Here is a 16,254-nt window from a genome sequence, read left to right on the forward strand (position 1 = left end):
CCATGGAATATATCCCTGCAAAAACTTTAGTGCAACGCACCAAGAATACTGCCTGGTTTGGCACAGAATACAATATGAACATTTATAAAGGGTGTTGCCATGGTTGTATCTACTGCGACAGCAGAAGCGAATGTTATCATATTGATCACTTTGATAGTGTTCGAGCAAAAAAAGATGCCTTAGAAATAATACGTGATGACTTAAGAAGAAAAGTAAAGCCGGGAATTATCGCAACAGGCTCTATGAGCGATCCTTATAACCCATTTGAAAAAGAGTTTGAGCTAACCAGAAAAGCATTAATGTTAATTGATGCATACCTATTTGGTGTTGCAATTGCAACAAAAAGTCCGTTAGTTACAAGAGATATCGATCTTCTCAAGGAAATACAAGCTCATTCGCCCGTTATTGTAAAATTAACAATTACTACACTAGATGATACGCTGTGTAAAAAATTAGAGCCTAATGTTGCTGCTTCAAGTGAACGGTTCGCAGCATTAAAACAGCTATCTGACAATGGTATCTATTGCGGAATTCTACTCATGCCTTTGCTTCCGTTTATCAATGACACTAACGAAAATGTGCTTGGAATTGTTAAAAAGGCAAAAGAATGTGGTGTTAAGTTCATCTATCCAGCCTTTGGAGTAACCCTTCGACAAAATCAGCGAGACTATTTCTATCAGCAGATTGATAAGCAATTTCCAGGTTTGTCACAACGCTATGAAAAGCAGTTTGGAATGAGCTATCAATGTGGCAGCCCAAAAGGAAGAGAATTATATGGTTTATTTGCACAAGAATGTGAAAAGGCTGGTATTCTTTATAAGATGCAGGATATTGTTCGGAGCTATAAACAAGGGTATGAAACAACACAACTGACGTTGTTTTAATCTATTTACACTCAACAAAGGAGAATTTTATGCATTTAGGGTCTATCTATTTAATAGTTAAAGATTTTAATCGCTCCATAGATTTCTATGAAAAATTGCTTCAAATGAAAGTTACATCACAAAACATGGAGAGGTTTGCCCAGTTTGTTTTTGAAGGACATAATATTTCGCTTATGAATGCGTACTTTGATCAAGATAATCCACAATTAACAACTAAAAAAGGTAAGTATGTTGACCAATTCGATAATCTACCGTTAATAGCAGAATCTAAAAACACACATAAGTTTGTTCTAAATTTTTGGACTGAAAATTTAGAACAAGAAAGAGAACGAATCCTTTCATTGAAAATTAGTAATTTGGTTACACCAATTAAATATGTTAATAATGTAATGCCCTACTACTACTTCCAGTTAGATGATCCTGACGGAAACACGATTGAGATTACAGGACCTTACAATAAATCTATTTAATTATTTTTCAAACGCAACTGGGTGTACCCTTTCGGATACACCCCCTTTTTATTTTTGTTTTTCTTTAATCGGAATCAATAAATCCAATTGAACAAATTCTGCTTTAACCTGCTTTGTTTGATAATAAGTAAATGCATTCAAATGTTCTTCCAAACTACCATACATCCCCATAGGTTCTCTTTGGTCTTCTTCATATTGGTCATTTTCTTTTAACCAATCGCATAGTAATCTCCACTCATGAAAATTGCCCATCTTAATGCAATGTGCAGCATACAATCCACCTGCAAAATGCTTCTTTTCTAACGGTTCCGGAACATCCATATTTTCAGGAATGGTAGCCCAAAATTCATATCCATATTGACATTTACCATCCTTTGGACAAGGATTATTAAAGCCAAACACACGTAAATCTGGTTTCAATTCACATAATTTGGTTGCTTGAACAAACTCATATAATTGAGTTCCTGCAACTTCTTCAGGATTATCTCCGATATAATGACTTGAAGCAACTGTTACTGGTGGTAAATATAAAATTCTAACATTCTTGAGTCTTCCTAAACTTTGTTCTGCTTGATTCAGTGCTTGCATTGACTTTTCCTCCTTAAAATGAGTCTTTGTAACACACAAGGTATCAACAATAGTTCGTACTGCTTCATCATCAAGCAAATCCAACTTGATATTTTGCACAATACTTTCATCCAAACGTCTGATAAAGGTTTGTAGGATGGTTCTAATAGTCGATAGTGCGGTTATTTCTTCTTCAATTTCGTTTACGTTATTTTGAAATAAATCAAGTGCTACTAAAGCATCTTCGTTACTTAATATCAAACTAATTTGTTTGAGTGGAATTCTAAGTTTGCGTAATACTATAATTTGTTGTAATCGCATTAGTGTTGTTTGATCATATGTTCGATAAGCATAATCTTCTTTTTTAATGCTGGCTAGTAATCCGATTTGTTCGTAATAACGCAATGTTCTAGTGGATATTTGAAACGCTTTTGAAACTTCACTAATCGTCATTAACTCCATCTGATTTCCCCCTTACAATTTTGATTATAAATCTTAACGCGACGTCAAAGTCAATGGGTAATTATAAAATATTTTAGCATAATGGTAAACAAAAAGCAGTATCCCTATGAATAAAATTATTAATGTATAATTCATGTTCAGCCGTAAAAATCAAATGACTCAATAGACAATCCGTTATTCTACATAAAATAATCACCAATCATGTACATGATTGGCGATTATTTATTATTAATTATTTAAGTTCTGTGCTTAACAACATAAATTATAATATCTTGTTTTTAAACTAGTATATTGTTTGATGAGTACCTACAAGTAAAAATTCGTTTGCATCAGCATTGATAACCTTACTCATCCAATCGTTTCCTACTTCTTTATTTACAGTAATCTTTACAGTAACTTGGATCCATCCACCGTTTGGAGCTACACCATTTTCATAGTATCTGTCTGTAACATTAGGATCTACTGCAACTTTTCTTGTTTGAGAAGTAACATTAACTAACTCTACGCTTATAGCCTTATTATCTAGACCAGCTAATTGACGATTAAATGCCACTGTAATATCACCCTTAAGTGTGCCATAGTTTGCAATTGTTGCTACTCTTTCAAAAGTATCTCCAGGTTTCACATTCTCAAATGATAAAGTTTTTGCTTCTTTGCTCTTGACTTCTGTAGCTTTAGATGTTGCCACCCACTGATCTTTACCTGCGTCAGTTGCCCAAAATACTGCAGTATCCAGTTTACCCATTGTAATGTTTACTTGATCAGTTAATGCATCTGTGTCTGTAAAATAAGCGTGAGTACCGAATCCTCCCATTCCTGTAACTAGAGCAGCTGCTACCAATAGACCAATAATTTTTGCGTTCATAAAATCAACCTCCATTAAAATTTTTTATAATATTAATGGCGTGGGTTCACTATTAGCTCCACATAATCCAAGTGACCATATACGGACTATGCTTCAACGCACCATTAAGATTGACGAATTAAATACTTACTTCTAGCTTTTTATTTTTGCTAACTTGTTTGTCAACCTTTTTCTTTTTCATAATTTCCTTTATCAATTCCTTAACGATAAAATACATGAAAATTAGACCTATGAGTCCTAAAAATTTAAAATCTTGAAATTTTGCTGCTACATATCCAAAGTAAGGAATATGAAATCGATATCTTGATACTAAGTTCTCTTTTGTTACTACTTTTTCATCAGCCGCTTTATTTGCATCACCTTTTGTAACGAAAGAAGCCCCCCCATCTTTTACTTGCATAACCCTATGAGTTACGAGCATTCCGCCCTCTTTAAAAGTAATTATGTCTCCTTCATGTATTTTACTTGAGTTCTTAACTACCTTTCCAATTACCAAATCATGCACCTTGAATTTTGGTAGCATACTGTCACTCAATACATTTAAGTACGTGTTTCCAAGTATCGTAGGTATATAATTTATATCTTTTCTCATTTTTATGCTCTGGAAGGACAAAATATATACAATAATTAACAATAGACATATAATATATCTTTTAATCATTGTTTTAGTAAATGCTTTTTTCAAAAATACTCTTGTTCCGTTTATTTGAATTTTATTTACAAGATCTTTTTCCCCATCGGATAGATTCTGGTTTTCTATACTATCAATGCTACTTGCATTTTCTGGAATATCTTGTTTCTTGTTTTTTACCACATTCTTAAATATTTCTATTCTACTGTTTTTCACTAAGCTTACCTCCTTGGCTAAAATAAAAACTCTAATTCATAAAAAATATGAATTAGAGTGGGTTCACTATTAGCTCCATCTATACCAAGTGACCAAATACAGAATAGACTTCTTAACTTTCTTAAATAGAAAGTAACATATTGAAGACTATTTGTCAACCTTTATTTTACAAATAAGTAAATAATTTCTATTTATATTAATTGTGCATTCTGTACAAATTATATAATAAAAGTATATTCCCTATAAACGGTATAAAACGGGTGTACCCTTTCGGATACACCCGCCAGCTTGTAGAAAAACTTAAAGCGCAAGAATAAAATGAATATTAGAAAAATTTCACTTGCGAAAATTGTTTTTTCAGAAATGACATATAACAACAATTAAATATTTTATCAAATGTTATTCGCGTGGAACAATTGCTGGTCGCATAACGATTTCACAAAAAATTATCTAGGGGAGTAAATGAAAAATAATATAGCACAAGCTTTACCGTTATCAATTTCGTACAAACTAAGACGCGGTGTCATATAAAAAACAATTTTGAGAAATAAAGCGTTTTTTCTCCATGCTTTTTGGGGCGATTGCCAAAAAGCATGGTCAGGCTTGGGCGGATAGCCCAATATACATAATTGCAAGAATAGCCCTTATATCTTGCAATTATTAAACTAAAATTCACTTTTTCTTTAGACTGACGGGTGTATCCGAAAGGATACACCCGTAACTGTTTATTTGTCTTTTTTCTCTGGAAAAATTTTAGATAGTAAAGAAGTGATAACAACGATACATCCAATAACGATAAAGATACCTAACATTCCATATCCCATGACTGGAAGTGATTTTAAAAATACATCAATGTTCATTCTTTCACTCTCCTATTTCATAATCAAGCTTAAAATCAAACCACCTGCGATAACAGATGCGATTTGGCCTGAAACGTTAACACCAACAGCGTGCATTAACAAATGGTTTGTTGGATCTTCTTTTAGACCCATTTTGTGTACAACCCTAGATGACATTGGAAATGCAGAAATACCCGCAGCACCAATCATTGGGTTAATCTTTGTTTTAGAGAACAAGTTCAAGAATTTAGCGAAGAATACACCACCAACGGTATCAAACACAAATGCAATCAAGCCTAATCCCATAATCATAATTGTTCCCCAGTTTAAGAATGCGCCAGCTTGCATTTTTGTTGCAATAGAAAGACCTAATAACAACGTAATTAAGTTTGCTAATTCTTTTTGTGCACTCTCAGAAAGAGAACGTAAAACTCCACATTCACGAATTAAGTTACCAAACATTAAGAAGCCAACTAAAGCAACAGAACGAGGAGCAAACAAACCAGCTACCATAGTAATAATAATTGGGAATAAAATTTTAGTTGTTTTTGATACTGCTTTATTATGATATGGCATACGAATCAAGCGTTCTTTTTTCGTTGTAATTAACTTAATTACAGGAGGTTGTACAATTGGTACTAATGCCATATAAGAATATGCAGCTACGATAATAGGACCGATATATTTTGTTTCATAATAGTTTGCAACGAATATAGATGTTGGTCCATCTGCTGCACCAATTACACCAATACAAGCAGCATCTTTTAAATCAAAGCCTAATAAAGTTGCAAGGCTTAACGTAAAGAAGATACCAAATTGCGCTGCTGCACCGAATAATAATAGTTTTGGATTTGTTAACAATGGTGTAAAGTCAATCATTGCACCAATTCCCACAAACAATAATAGTGGGAATAATTCATTTGCAATACCTGCATTAAATAATGTATCAATTGGTCCTTGTTCTAATACACCGTCAATCATCTGTGAAACCGCACCGGAGAACGGTAGGTTAACTAAAATTGCACCAAATCCCATTGGTAACAATAATGATGGTTCCATTTCTTTTTTAATTGCAAGATAGATTAAAGTTCCACCGATAATCCACATTGCAACCATCATTGCCCATTCCGTTAGGGATGGTTTGGTAAAGGATTCAAAAATTGCTTGCACTTAACCACTTCCTTTTCATTTTTTATAAACCATTTCATAAAAAAAGACCTTCATCATAGCAAAGGTGTAACTATGATAAAAGTCTTGCTATTTAAAGTATGCGCGGATTTTCATCGAGTTGTCGCATCCATACTACAACAAAAAACTTGTTGCCAGCTACTCCCTTTTATAATTCCTGGTTTACTATTTGTTAATAAACACTATTTTTTATTATAATGAAATATCAACAAATTGCAAGAGAAAATGATATATTTGTTTCAAAAAAAGAAAAACGCATGCTAATTCACACCCTATATTTTACAATTGGCCGCGTTTTATAGTTCGGAGACAATTCTCTATGTAAGACAGATAAAAATAATTCTCTTATAAAATTATATTTTTATAGCAAATATGAATTTTCAAATCATATAATGCTATTACATAAACCGTTCGTTAATAAAAAGGAAAGCAGGTGGCAGATTGAAGATTATTTTATTTCCAGACAAACAAATCATCTCTACTTATTTACAAATTGGTTGCGAGGTTGAGCTCATTGTATCTTGGGATGGTGAGCAGGTCATTCTTTGCCCAGATAACTCACTAGAACAGCTGGAACTTTATTTAAAAGAGAATCAACTTTCACCCATTAACAAAAGCTACGACTACTTCCTATTTATAAGCAAAGATTATGCACAATGGAATTATCATTGCCCCAAATACTATAGTAGCCTTTCTTCGAGAATGCAACAACATCAAGCTTATTATCAAGACGGAATGTCAACAATTACAAAAGTTTTCTCACAACTGCATTTTTTGGCCGATATTCGCTTGAAAAAATCAGATGACGAAGAAATTGTTTCTATGATTACATATTTACAAAACCTTTCTTAAATTCCTACTTTCTCATAAACAAACTGCTGTTTATGAGAAAACAGCAGTTTGTTTATCTACTTATTTCAAAATAAATGATTTACAATCGGTGCATTGATCCATTGTAGGATTTGTTTCATGTGTTCCAACTGAAATACAATTTAAAGAACAATAGTTCTGTGACTGACAATGATTCTTGCATTGGGTAACAGTACATTGTATACTTTGGTTTGGATGTGAACAACAATTATCCATAATAAAAATCCTCCTTTTTTACATGATATTTTATTATTTGTTCTATTTGAAATTTTATGATTACCAAAAAATTCATTTAATACAATTCAATAAACTGCTTTACTTTCTGACTTTTTACGTGTATACTGTAAGTAAAATTTACCATATTGGAGGTCGCGAAATTGGAAAAAGAACTGCTTAATATGATGGAACCACTGGTTCTTCAAAAACTAGACGAAATTATAGGCAAATTCGATTGCTGTTCTTGCGATAAATGTAAAATGGATATCGCTTCCTATGCATTAAATTTACTACCGCCAAAATATGTTGCAACCCATAAAGGTGGCGTTTTTGTTAAATTGAATGAATCAGAAATTCAAAACGAAACCGATTTAATCGCTTGTATAACCAAAGCAATTCAAGTTGTAAGTAAAAATCCTAAACACAATCCATTTATATAAACAAATACCACATCAATATCGATGTGGTATTTTATGTAATTTACAATTGTTGTAAAACAGTGATGCATTTTTCTGCCCACTCAATAGAAAAGTTATAATAAGAAACGGCATAATATGTTGTTAACGAAAAGCAAATTTCATCATGCTTATCTTTTGCAAATGCTGAAATATCCTCTTTGCCATCTACTATTTCAGAAAGCTTTGCTTTACAAGCATTAACATATTCTTGTAAAACAATAATGGTATCTTTGGGCTTTGTAATATTACTGAAAAACACTTTCATTAAAAGTGGATTTCGTATTTCTACTAATGTAGTAACATCCGTTTCATTCAACCAATCTACTAATACTTGTTTTCCTTCTTTGGTTAAACTATATTTTTTTGTATTAGCTGATTGTGGATTTGCAACAATTAAGTTTTCTTTTTCTAATTTCGTGGTTTCACGATACACTTGGCTTTGTTGAGCTTGCCAAAAAAACAACCCATTACTATTGATTTTTTTCGTCAACTCATAGCTTGTTGCCTCTTCATAATCTAACAATGCTAAAATTTCGTGCCGTAATGACATTCTTGATATCCCCCTTGTCCTCTATATTACTAGCTTACAAGATATTGCTTTTACTGTCAAGCAAGGAAACTTTTATTCTAATACTGATTTATTTAAAATTTCTATTTTATATTAGGTAGAGCTTTGATTAACATGAGCCACCACTAAATAGACCAAGTAGCTTTGATAGATGAACTGATATTGTAGTGCTTTGAAAATAAGTAATTGGCATTTCAAATAGTATAATAGCATTCCATTAATAGTATACCATTTTTCATAAAGGGCAAGCTCGATTTTTGTAGCTATAACCTAACTTTACTTTCAACCAGAATATTATGCAAAATAGCAATTGACACTTTTGTTTGCAAAGAGTAAAATAGGTCTATTCGTTTAAAATAGCCTTATATATAAAATTCAAACTTTCTTTGGAGAGGGAAAACTATATGGAAAAACAGCAAATTCTAACTTCATTGCATAGTGCACATGAATATTTTGAGCCATTAAAGCACACTATGGATTTATATGAATCATTGGTACAACAAATGATACAAAACAAAGCAAAACGCAATCACTCGGTTATCAGTAACATTGCTTGCATCATTTCTTGTATTGGACTTTTTAGCATCGTTTATTTTAATCCTAATATTAACTTTAGTATTCATAGCTTGACTTTTTGGAAGGTCGTTTTGTTAACATTATGGATTGCTTGTTTAATTGGGATACCTGTTTGCGTTAAGATTGCTATTACAAAAATACATCAAAAAAGAACCGACCACAAAATTGAGCAACTTAAAAAACGCAGCACACCGCTTTATGATGAAATATTAGAATCCTATTTGGAATTTCAAGATGCTTCATTTCTTTCACTCCCATTTTCCTACTGCTATCCTGACTATATTGAAAAGCTTGCACAATATATTGAATTGCAACAAGCAAATAGTTTAAAAGAGGCAATCTCAATATTACAAGCTGAACTATCTAATCAACCAAGCAATATTTTTCACCATCTTGTACTTAATGCACAGCAAATTGCGGCAATGCAAAGTAAGGATACCCATAAGCCTGCAACACAATCTGTATAATTCTTTATGTATAAAATGTCATTCGGAACTTTTTTATTTCGAATGACATTTTTATATTTTTATTTATCTTATTTATTCATTGCAATTTTATAGATATATTTGTATTGTTTAAATATATTAGGATTTATAATTTCCTTATTTATCTTATTGAATATTGTTCCACTTGTTAAATAGTCTGTTATCTGTTGTTTAAACAGGTAAACCATGTTTCGCTGGATTGACATTCCTATAGAAAAAACATATAATATGTGAAAGAATATACGATTATTGCTTAAACTATAATAGTTTATATTCTAATCGTATTAAAAGATTGAATATAAGAAATTGAAACAGCTTTCACCTGTAATATAGCATTTTTTATTACTAAAAGTACAAGAAAGTGAGAGGAAATCATGAAAAAAATTAAAGTAATTTCTGTTTTTGGTACTCGACCAGAAACGATTAAAATGGCACCTTTAGTGAAAGAACTAAGAAGTCGTGAAGAAATAGAAAGTATTGTTTGCGTTACTGCACAACACCGTCAAATGCTTGATCAAGTGTTAACCGCTTTTCATATTGTTCCTGATTATGATTTAGATATTATGCAGCAAGGTCAAACGCTCTCTGATATTACGATTCGTGTATTAAAAGGTCTTGAGCAAGTATTTAAAGATGAGAAACCCGACATTGTTTTAGTACATGGAGATACATCTACTACGTTTGCAGGTGCACTTGCTGCATATTATCAGCAAATTGCAATTGGACATGTAGAGGCGGGACTTCGCACTTATAATAAATATTCTCCGTATCCGGAAGAAGCAAACCGCCAGTTTGTTGGAGTTATTTCCGATATGAACTTTGCACCAACAGAGCAAAGCAAACAAAACTTATTAAATGAAGGTAAATCGGAAAGTACAATTGTTGTAACAGGAAATACTGCTATTGACGCTTTACACACTACTGTTCAAGACGATTACAGCGACGGAATCACAGAATGGGCAAAAGGCAGCCGCCTCATTGTATTAACTGCTCATAGAAGAGAAAATCTCGGCGAGCCTATGCGAAATATGTTTCATGCGATTAAACGTATCATTGATAAACATGAAGACATAAAAGTGGTATACCCTGTGCATTTAAATCCAATCGTAGTTGCTACTGCAGATGAAATTCTCGGGAATTGTGATCGTGTTCGATTAATTAAACCGCTTGAGGTTGTGGAATTCCATAATCTTTTAAATCAATCCTATTTAATCTTAACAGATAGTGGTGGTATTCAAGAAGAAGCCCCATCTTTAGGGAAACCCGTTATTGTATTGCGTGATACAACCGAACGCCCTGAAGGCATAAAAGCTGGCACTCTAAAGCTTGCAGGAACCAATGAAGAAACGATTTATCAATTGATTGATGAGCTCCTAACCGACACTGCAGAATACAATCGAATGAGTCAAGCATCCAACCCTTATGGAGATGGCTTTGCAAGCAAACGAATTGTTGATGCTATTATTGAAAAATTCCAAAAGAACTAATATTTTTAGAAAATACAATTATCCTAATCATATTTGAATTTACCCATTTACAAGCTTCAAATAAGACAAGCAGTTGATCAAACAATAAACTAGAAAGAGGAACTGAACGCTATGAGTAATATTGGCCGTTTTGCAAAATCCTCGGCTACTTATTTTGCAGGGAGTGTATTAACAAAAATTATCTCATTTTTTCTGCTTCCCATTTACACAAATTTTATTGAAACAGCCGATATGAGTTATTACGATAACTCGTTTAACTATTTGAGCATTCTTATTCCGGTTATCAGTTTAGAAATATGGTCAGGCATCATGCGCTATATGTATGATATGAATGATCAAAAACAGAAAATGAAGCCAATTGTGAATGGGTTATGTATTTTCTCTATTAGCGCAATTTTATATAGTATTATATTCATTGTAATTGCATTTTCAGTTAATATTGCTTTTTTACCTTGGATTTTTCTATATGGTTTTTTAACCATGCTACATTCTATCTATAGTTATATTGCAAGAGGACTCGGCCTAAACAAAACATATGCAATTTCAGGTATTATTGGAAGTTTAGTCGGCTCTATTTCTAACATTATTTTAATTTTAGGGTTTCGACTGACATTGCTTTCTTTATACATTTCCATTGTTCTCGGCATTACTGTTCAGCTTATCATCATGGAATCTAAGGTGCATTTGCTGACTCGTTTTAAACGAGAATATATTGATAAGCAAATGATTAAAAGCATGATTCGATTCAGCCTTCCACTTTGCATTAACTCGGCTTGTTATTGGTTTTTATCCAGCTATAATCGTATTGCTATAGAAAATATCATGGGTGCTGATGCAAATGGACTTTATGGAGTCGCCATTCGACTCAGTGCAGTTTTGACTTTAGTCTCCAGCTGCTTTTCAATGGCTTGGCAAGAACTCGCTTTTTCAAAAGGAAACAAGAACGATAACTCTCAATTCTATACAACAGCAACCAATTATTATATTCAACTTCTTATGCTTGGCATATTGATATTCATGCCAGTAATTCAAGTTATTTTTCCTTATTTCATCGGTCCAAATTATCATGAGGCTTTTGCTTATATTCCACTATATTTATTAGCAACTGCTGCAAGCATTATCAGCGGATTTTTCGGTAGTATCTATGCCGCTGAAAAGAAAACGGGTATTATCTTTTTTTCTACCCTTGTAGCCGCAGTTATAAATGTAAGCATTTTGCACTTGTTGATTCCTTCTTTAGGGCTACAAGCGGCAAATATTTCTCTTCTACTTGGATTTACGGTTAATATTGCGATACGAGTAGTATTATTGAAAAAAACTGCAAAAATAAAGATAGATTTTATTTTCTTATTTCTTTCATTTTTTTTATTCGCTATTGGATTTTATATCTATCTCAAATTGAGTATTGGGTGGAATATCCTGTTCGGTTTATTGGTTGCAGTAATCGGATTGGTATTTTTCAAAGATTTAATAAAAGACATTATAGATCGGACAAGACAATCATTAAAAACTCGCTTTAAAAAATAATAAGGAGTTTCTATGAATGTTTGCGTTATCGGCGGGGGAAATATCGGTACAGCCATTGCAGCAATAATGAACCAAAATGGTCATGAAGTCTATATTAAAACAAGACGACCAGAACAATGGTCAAAAACAATTTGCTATACGGATATGGAATCGCAAAAGTCGTTTTCTGCACATATCTCAAAAATTACACATGATTCAAAAATACTAGCAATATGTGATATTGTGTTGATTACAACGCCAACTTTTACGTTAAAGAATATTTTAGATGAAATTAAGCCGCATTTAAAGAAATCAACTCCGATTGGAATTATCCCGGGAACAGGAGGCGTTGAATTTATTGCAAAAAACATGATTGAAGAAGGTCACATTATTTTTGGATTGGATCGTGTTCCTTGTATTGCTCGTGTAACTAAGTATGGGAAAAACGTATCCGGATTAAAAAAGCATTCCGTTCGTTTGTGCGCTTTTCCAAAACATAAAACAAGCCAACTATGCGATATTATACAGGACTTATTTCAGTTACACTGTTTCCCATTGGACAATTACCTCACCGTCACATTTACGCCCTCTAATCCTATACTTCACACAACTAGGCTTTACGCCATGTATCAAAATGCAGCCCCAACTCATTCATGGAAAGAAAATGTTTTATTTTATGAAGCTTGGGATGATCTCTCCTCGCAAATGTTAATTGCTTGTGATACGGAATTACAAGCAGTATGTAAAGCAATTAACAAGCTTGATTTAACCGGTGTAGTTCCTCTAACAACACACTATGAATCTCATACCATTCAAGCAATGACGCATAAAATTTCTAATATTCTTTCCTTTAAAGGAATTACATCTCCCATGATTCAAAAAAATGGGCGGTATGTTTTTGATTTGAACTCTCGTTACTTTACAGAGGATTTTCCATATGGCCTTTGTATAATAAAAGGATTTGCCGAAATTTTTTCTTGCAAAACACCGAATATTGATATAATATTACAATGGTATCAGCATATCAGTGGCCAAATGTATTTTACCAAAACCGGTTTTAATGGGCCTGATTTAACGAAAACTGCAATCCCTCAAAATTTTGGAATTCATACAAAAGAGGATGTATATACATTTTATCAGTAGAAAGGAAATACAACAATGCAAGCAATGATATTAGCCGCAGGAATGGGTAAACGTTTAAAAGAACTAACCAGCGAAGCAACCAAATGTATGGTAAAAGTTAATGACGTTAGCATGATTGAAAGAATGCTAACAATTTTAGAGAAACGCAATTTTAATAAAATCATAATTGTAGTTGGCTATGAAGGTCAGAAGCTGATTGACTATATTGAGTCATTAAACATAAAAACTCCAATAGAATATGTTTTTAACACTATTTACAATAAAACAAATAACATTTATTCGCTCTATTTAGCAAAAGATTATTTGCTGCAAGATGATACTTTATTATTAGAATCCGATTTAATCTTTGAAGAAAAAGTATTAGATTACTTATTGGATAATCCATATCCAAGCTTAGCTCTTGTTGCGAAATTTGAAAGTTGGATGGATGGAACTGTAATGGAATTGGATGACGAGGATTCCATTATTGCATTCCGTACAAAGCGTGAGTTTCATTTTGAGGATATTCCGAATTACTTTAAAACCGTAAATATTTATAAATTCAGCCAAAAGTTTTCTTCCACGCACTACGTTCCTTTCTTAGAAGCATATAGCAAAGCGCTTGGAAATAACGAATATTATGAGCAAGTTTTAAAAGTTATTACCTTACTTGATAAACCAGAAATCAAAGCGGTTCGTCTAAAAGATGAAGCTTGGTACGAAATAGATGATATTCAAGACTTGAATATTGCGGAATCTCTCTTTGCAAGCAGAGAAGAAAAATTGAAAAAATTCCAAATTCGCTATGGCGGCTATTGGAGATACCCACAAATGCTTGATTTTTGTTATTTAGTCAATCCATTCTTCCCCAATCCAAAACTTGTTGACGAAATCAAAGCAAACTTTGAACGTCTTTTATGTAACTATCCATCCGGTTTAGATGTTAACAGCTTATTAGCCGCTAAATATTTTGGATTGCACAAAGAGAATATTATTGTAGGTAACGGTGCAGCTGAGCTTATTAAATCATTGATGACAATATTAACAGGTAAAATCGGATTTGCTTTTCCTACCTTTGAAGAATATCCAAACCGTAAGTCGAAAGATGATATCGTTGCTTTTATCCCTCAAAATTCAGATTACTCATATACAGCAGATGATTTAATTTCATTCTACCAAGATAAAGATATTTCTGTTTTAGCGTTAATTAACCCTGATAACCCTTCCGGTAATTTAATTAAAAAACAAGATGTTTTACGTCTTGCTGAATTTTCAAAACAAAAAGGGATCCGCTTTATTGTTGATGAATCCTTTGTGGATTTTGCAGACACCGCTGAATGGCAATCTTTATTGGAACAAGAAATTCTTATAAAATATCCTCATATGATTGTTGTAAAAAGCATTTCAAAATCATATGGTGTTCCCGGTTTACGACTTGGCGTTATCGCAACAGGCGACACAGAATTGATATCTCAAATGAAAAAAGATGTTGCCATTTGGAACATAAACTCATTTGGTGAGTTTTATCTACAAATTTGCGAAAAATATCAATCCGATTATAAAAAAGCAATTGAAAAGTTTAAACAAGTTCGCAATGAATATGTTGAAAACTTAAGCCAAATTAAGCATTTACGTGTTATTCCATCTCATGCAAACTATTTAATGTGCGAAGTATTAACACCTTACTCTGCTAACAAGTTAGCGGAAGATTTATTAAATGACTTTAACATCTTAATTAAAGATTTATCTACCAAAAAAGGTTTTGACGGTAAACAATATATCCGTATTGCCGTTCGAGATGAAAAAGATAATGATGCATTAGTAACAGCATTGAAAATATTGATGAAATAACTATAAAAAGCTACCCAAATGGGTAGCTTTTTGCAATTTAATTATCGTTCTATATAATAAACTACAGACTTCAAGTCAGATGCAGGGTTCATTTCTGCCCATAAGATATAATCTTTCGAATTAAATGTAACCGGGTCTTTCATTTCCTTAATATTTTTTTGCTTGTCCACAACAAACACATAATGTTGCTCGGATGGAATTGTTGTCATATCATATTCGCCATCTTTTTCGTTTGTAAACTTAGTATGATAATTTTTTTCTGCCCAACCATCTGTACTATAAAGATACTCAAAAGTAGCATTATAACTTTCAGAAATAAATGACTTGGCGTGCTTAATTGGAATTCTCGAACAACTTTCTAATAGCTCTTTTAGTTTATAGGTGTGCGCCTTAGGATTATAGCTTCCGGTAATTTTATTACCTGGAATAACTTCTAATTTTAATTTGTTTATATCATCCTTATCTGTTATACCATAGCTAAACCTATAGTATTGGGATTTTCCGTTAACCGTTTTCTTTATCGAATATATTGGTAACATATAATCTGCAGGCTTCCATATAAAAGCGTCCCTTCCAATTACTACCGCATTGTCATCCGTAAATCCAAACTTATCTTGTAGAGCTCGATATATTTTTTCGTAATCATATGTATTATTTACAACAGGAATATCCAAATAATAAACTTTAGAGTTTATTGCCCAATAAGCATTTTCAATACCCATTACAAGCAATATTGTCGCTAAAATAATGCTGATAATTGTAATAATAAACTTTTTCTTTACCCGTTGTGTCACCTTTTTAATTGCCACACCATCTTGTTCTATTTCTTCAGTCAACTCAATTTGGGGGATTGGCTTTTTCGAAACTAATTCATGTTTATGGTTACAGGATTCACAAATTTTTAAATGCTCTTTAATATCCGTTTTTGTCTCTTCACTCAACAAATCATCTTCGTAAAGTGGCAACAAGTCTTCAACATAACTGCATTTCATT

General features: G+C 32.6%; 17 protein-coding genes and 2 riboswitches. Of the genes, 9 read left to right on the forward strand and 8 right to left on the reverse strand.

Annotated features, from left to right (window positions below):
* The first annotated feature begins 2 nt into the window (after positions 1-2).
* Complete coding sequence (locus tag RBG61_RS07995; protein WP_307942435.1) at positions 3-884, forward strand: SPL family radical SAM protein; 882 nt, start codon at positions 3-5, stop codon at positions 882-884.
* Positions 885-913: 29 nt separating this feature from the next.
* Positions 914-1,354 (forward strand): VOC family protein, encoded by a 441-nt coding sequence (locus RBG61_RS08000; protein WP_307942437.1) that lies wholly within the window; start codon positions 914-916, stop codon positions 1,352-1,354.
* Between the two features lie 48 nt (positions 1,355-1,402).
* Here the strand turns inward: RBG61_RS08000 and RBG61_RS08005 are convergent, their stop codons facing one another.
* From RBG61_RS08005 to RBG61_RS08025, 5 genes are all read right to left on the reverse strand, one after another.
* Positions 1,403-2,383 carry a MerR family transcriptional regulator gene (locus RBG61_RS08005; protein WP_307942439.1) on the reverse strand — a complete coding sequence of 327 codons (981 nt, stop codon included), beginning with the start codon at positions 2,381-2,383 and terminating at the stop codon, positions 1,403-1,405.
* Positions 2,384-2,666: 283 nt separating this feature from the next.
* Entirely contained in the window at positions 2,667-3,248 is a 582-nt protein-coding gene (locus RBG61_RS08010) for a SipW-dependent-type signal peptide-containing protein (RefSeq protein WP_307942441.1), read from the reverse strand.
* Positions 3,249-3,276: 28 nt separating this feature from the next.
* Positions 3,277-3,360, reverse strand: a riboswitch (cyclic di-GMP riboswitch).
* A 6-nt stretch (positions 3,361-3,366) separates the two neighbouring features.
* Positions 3,367-4,095: a signal peptidase I gene (locus RBG61_RS08015; RefSeq protein ID WP_307942442.1), complete on the reverse strand. Its 729-nt coding sequence runs from the start codon at positions 4,093-4,095 to the stop codon at positions 3,367-3,369.
* A 46-nt stretch (positions 4,096-4,141) separates the two neighbouring features.
* Positions 4,142-4,225: riboswitch (cyclic di-GMP riboswitch) on the reverse strand.
* 595 nt (positions 4,226-4,820) lie between these two features.
* On the reverse strand, positions 4,821-4,955 hold the full coding sequence (locus tag RBG61_RS08020; RefSeq protein ID WP_307942445.1) for an OadG-related small transporter subunit: 135 nt from the start codon (positions 4,953-4,955) through the stop codon (positions 4,821-4,823).
* 12 nt (positions 4,956-4,967) lie between these two features.
* Positions 4,968-6,050 carry a sodium ion-translocating decarboxylase subunit beta gene (locus RBG61_RS08025; RefSeq protein WP_373889742.1) on the reverse strand — a complete coding sequence of 361 codons (1,083 nt, stop codon included), beginning with the start codon at positions 6,048-6,050 and terminating at the stop codon, positions 4,968-4,970.
* 513 nt (positions 6,051-6,563) lie between these two features.
* Here RBG61_RS08025 and RBG61_RS08030 point away from each other — a divergent pair.
* Positions 6,564-6,974, forward strand: a complete 411-nt coding sequence (locus RBG61_RS08030) for a hypothetical protein (protein WP_307942447.1) — start codon at positions 6,564-6,566, stop codon at positions 6,972-6,974.
* A 60-nt stretch (positions 6,975-7,034) separates the two neighbouring features.
* Here the strand turns inward: RBG61_RS08030 and RBG61_RS08035 are convergent, their stop codons facing one another.
* Positions 7,035-7,208: a DUF1540 domain-containing protein gene (locus RBG61_RS08035; protein ID WP_307942450.1), complete on the reverse strand. Its 174-nt coding sequence runs from the start codon at positions 7,206-7,208 to the stop codon at positions 7,035-7,037.
* Positions 7,209-7,369: 161 nt separating this feature from the next.
* Here RBG61_RS08035 and RBG61_RS08040 point away from each other — a divergent pair, with 161 nt between their 5' ends.
* On the forward strand, positions 7,370-7,648 hold the full coding sequence (locus RBG61_RS08040) for a late competence development ComFB family protein (RefSeq protein ID WP_307942451.1): 279 nt from the start codon (positions 7,370-7,372) through the stop codon (positions 7,646-7,648).
* A gap of 40 nt (positions 7,649-7,688) precedes the next feature.
* Here the strand turns inward: RBG61_RS08040 and RBG61_RS08045 are convergent, their stop codons facing one another.
* Positions 7,689-8,216, reverse strand: a complete 528-nt coding sequence (locus RBG61_RS08045) for a PadR family transcriptional regulator (RefSeq protein ID WP_307942452.1) — start codon at positions 8,214-8,216, stop codon at positions 7,689-7,691.
* Between the two features lie 422 nt (positions 8,217-8,638).
* Here RBG61_RS08045 and RBG61_RS08050 point away from each other — a divergent pair, with 422 nt between their 5' ends.
* From RBG61_RS08050 to RBG61_RS08070, 5 genes are all read left to right on the forward strand, one after another.
* On the forward strand, positions 8,639-9,277 hold the full coding sequence (locus tag RBG61_RS08050; RefSeq protein WP_307942453.1) for a hypothetical protein: 639 nt from the start codon (positions 8,639-8,641) through the stop codon (positions 9,275-9,277).
* 392 nt (positions 9,278-9,669) lie between these two features.
* A complete protein-coding gene (gene wecB, locus RBG61_RS08055) occupies positions 9,670-10,782 on the forward strand; it encodes a non-hydrolyzing UDP-N-acetylglucosamine 2-epimerase (protein ID WP_307942454.1) in 1,113 nt (370 codons plus the stop codon).
* A 111-nt stretch (positions 10,783-10,893) separates the two neighbouring features.
* Positions 10,894-12,309, forward strand: coding sequence for a lipopolysaccharide biosynthesis protein (locus RBG61_RS08060; RefSeq protein WP_307942455.1), 1,416 nt, complete (start codon positions 10,894-10,896; stop codon positions 12,307-12,309).
* Between the two features lie 12 nt (positions 12,310-12,321).
* Entirely contained in the window at positions 12,322-13,431 is a 1,110-nt protein-coding gene (locus RBG61_RS08065; protein ID WP_307942456.1) for an NAD/NADP-dependent octopine/nopaline dehydrogenase family protein, read from the forward strand.
* A 15-nt stretch (positions 13,432-13,446) separates the two neighbouring features.
* Positions 13,447-15,261: an aminotransferase class I/II-fold pyridoxal phosphate-dependent enzyme gene (locus tag RBG61_RS08070; protein ID WP_307942457.1), complete on the forward strand. Its 1,815-nt coding sequence runs from the start codon at positions 13,447-13,449 to the stop codon at positions 15,259-15,261.
* A gap of 41 nt (positions 15,262-15,302) precedes the next feature.
* Here RBG61_RS08070 and RBG61_RS08075 read toward each other — a convergent pair whose 3' ends face one another.
* Complete coding sequence (locus RBG61_RS08075) at positions 15,303-16,253, reverse strand: zf-HC2 domain-containing protein (protein WP_307942458.1); 951 nt, start codon at positions 16,251-16,253, stop codon at positions 15,303-15,305.
* Position 16,254 lies beyond the last annotated feature (1 nt).

The organism is Paludicola sp. MB14-C6 (genome assembly GCF_030908625.1).
Lineage (GTDB): Bacteria > Bacillota > Clostridia > Oscillospirales > Ruminococcaceae > Paludihabitans.

Bases quoted from the DNA above. Each gene is read 5' to 3' on its own strand.
- RBG61_RS07995 (WP_307942435.1), top strand. From the start codon at position 3: ATGGAATATATCCCTGCAAAAACTTTAGTGCAACGCACCAAGAATACT.
- RBG61_RS08000 (WP_307942437.1), top strand. From the start codon at position 914: ATGCATTTAGGGTCTATCTATTTAATAGTTAAAGATTTTAATCGCTCC.
- RBG61_RS08005 (WP_307942439.1), bottom strand. From the start codon at position 2,383: ATGGAGTTAATGACGATTAGTGAAGTTTCAAAAGCGTTTCAAATATCC.
- RBG61_RS08010 (WP_307942441.1), bottom strand. From the start codon at position 3,248: ATGAACGCAAAAATTATTGGTCTATTGGTAGCAGCTGCTCTAGTTACA.
- RBG61_RS08020 (WP_307942445.1), bottom strand. From the start codon at position 4,955: ATGAACATTGATGTATTTTTAAAATCACTTCCAGTCATGGGATATGGA.
- RBG61_RS08025 (WP_373889742.1), bottom strand. From the start codon at position 6,050: ATGGTTGCAATGTGGATTATCGGTGGAACTTTAATCTATCTTGCAATT.
- RBG61_RS08035 (WP_307942450.1), bottom strand. From the start codon at position 7,208: ATGGATAATTGTTGTTCACATCCAAACCAAAGTATACAATGTACTGTT.
- RBG61_RS08045 (WP_307942452.1), bottom strand. From the start codon at position 8,216: ATGTCATTACGGCACGAAATTTTAGCATTGTTAGATTATGAAGAGGCA.
- RBG61_RS08050 (WP_307942453.1), top strand. From the start codon at position 8,639: ATGGAAAAACAGCAAATTCTAACTTCATTGCATAGTGCACATGAATAT.
- wecB (WP_307942454.1), top strand. From the start codon at position 9,670: ATGAAAAAAATTAAAGTAATTTCTGTTTTTGGTACTCGACCAGAAACG.
- RBG61_RS08060 (WP_307942455.1), top strand. From the start codon at position 10,894: ATGAGTAATATTGGCCGTTTTGCAAAATCCTCGGCTACTTATTTTGCA.
- RBG61_RS08065 (WP_307942456.1), top strand. From the start codon at position 12,322: ATGAATGTTTGCGTTATCGGCGGGGGAAATATCGGTACAGCCATTGCA.
- RBG61_RS08070 (WP_307942457.1), top strand. From the start codon at position 13,447: ATGCAAGCAATGATATTAGCCGCAGGAATGGGTAAACGTTTAAAAGAA.
- RBG61_RS08075 (WP_307942458.1), bottom strand. From the start codon at position 16,253: ATGAAATGCAGTTATGTTGAAGACTTGTTGCCACTTTACGAAGATGAT.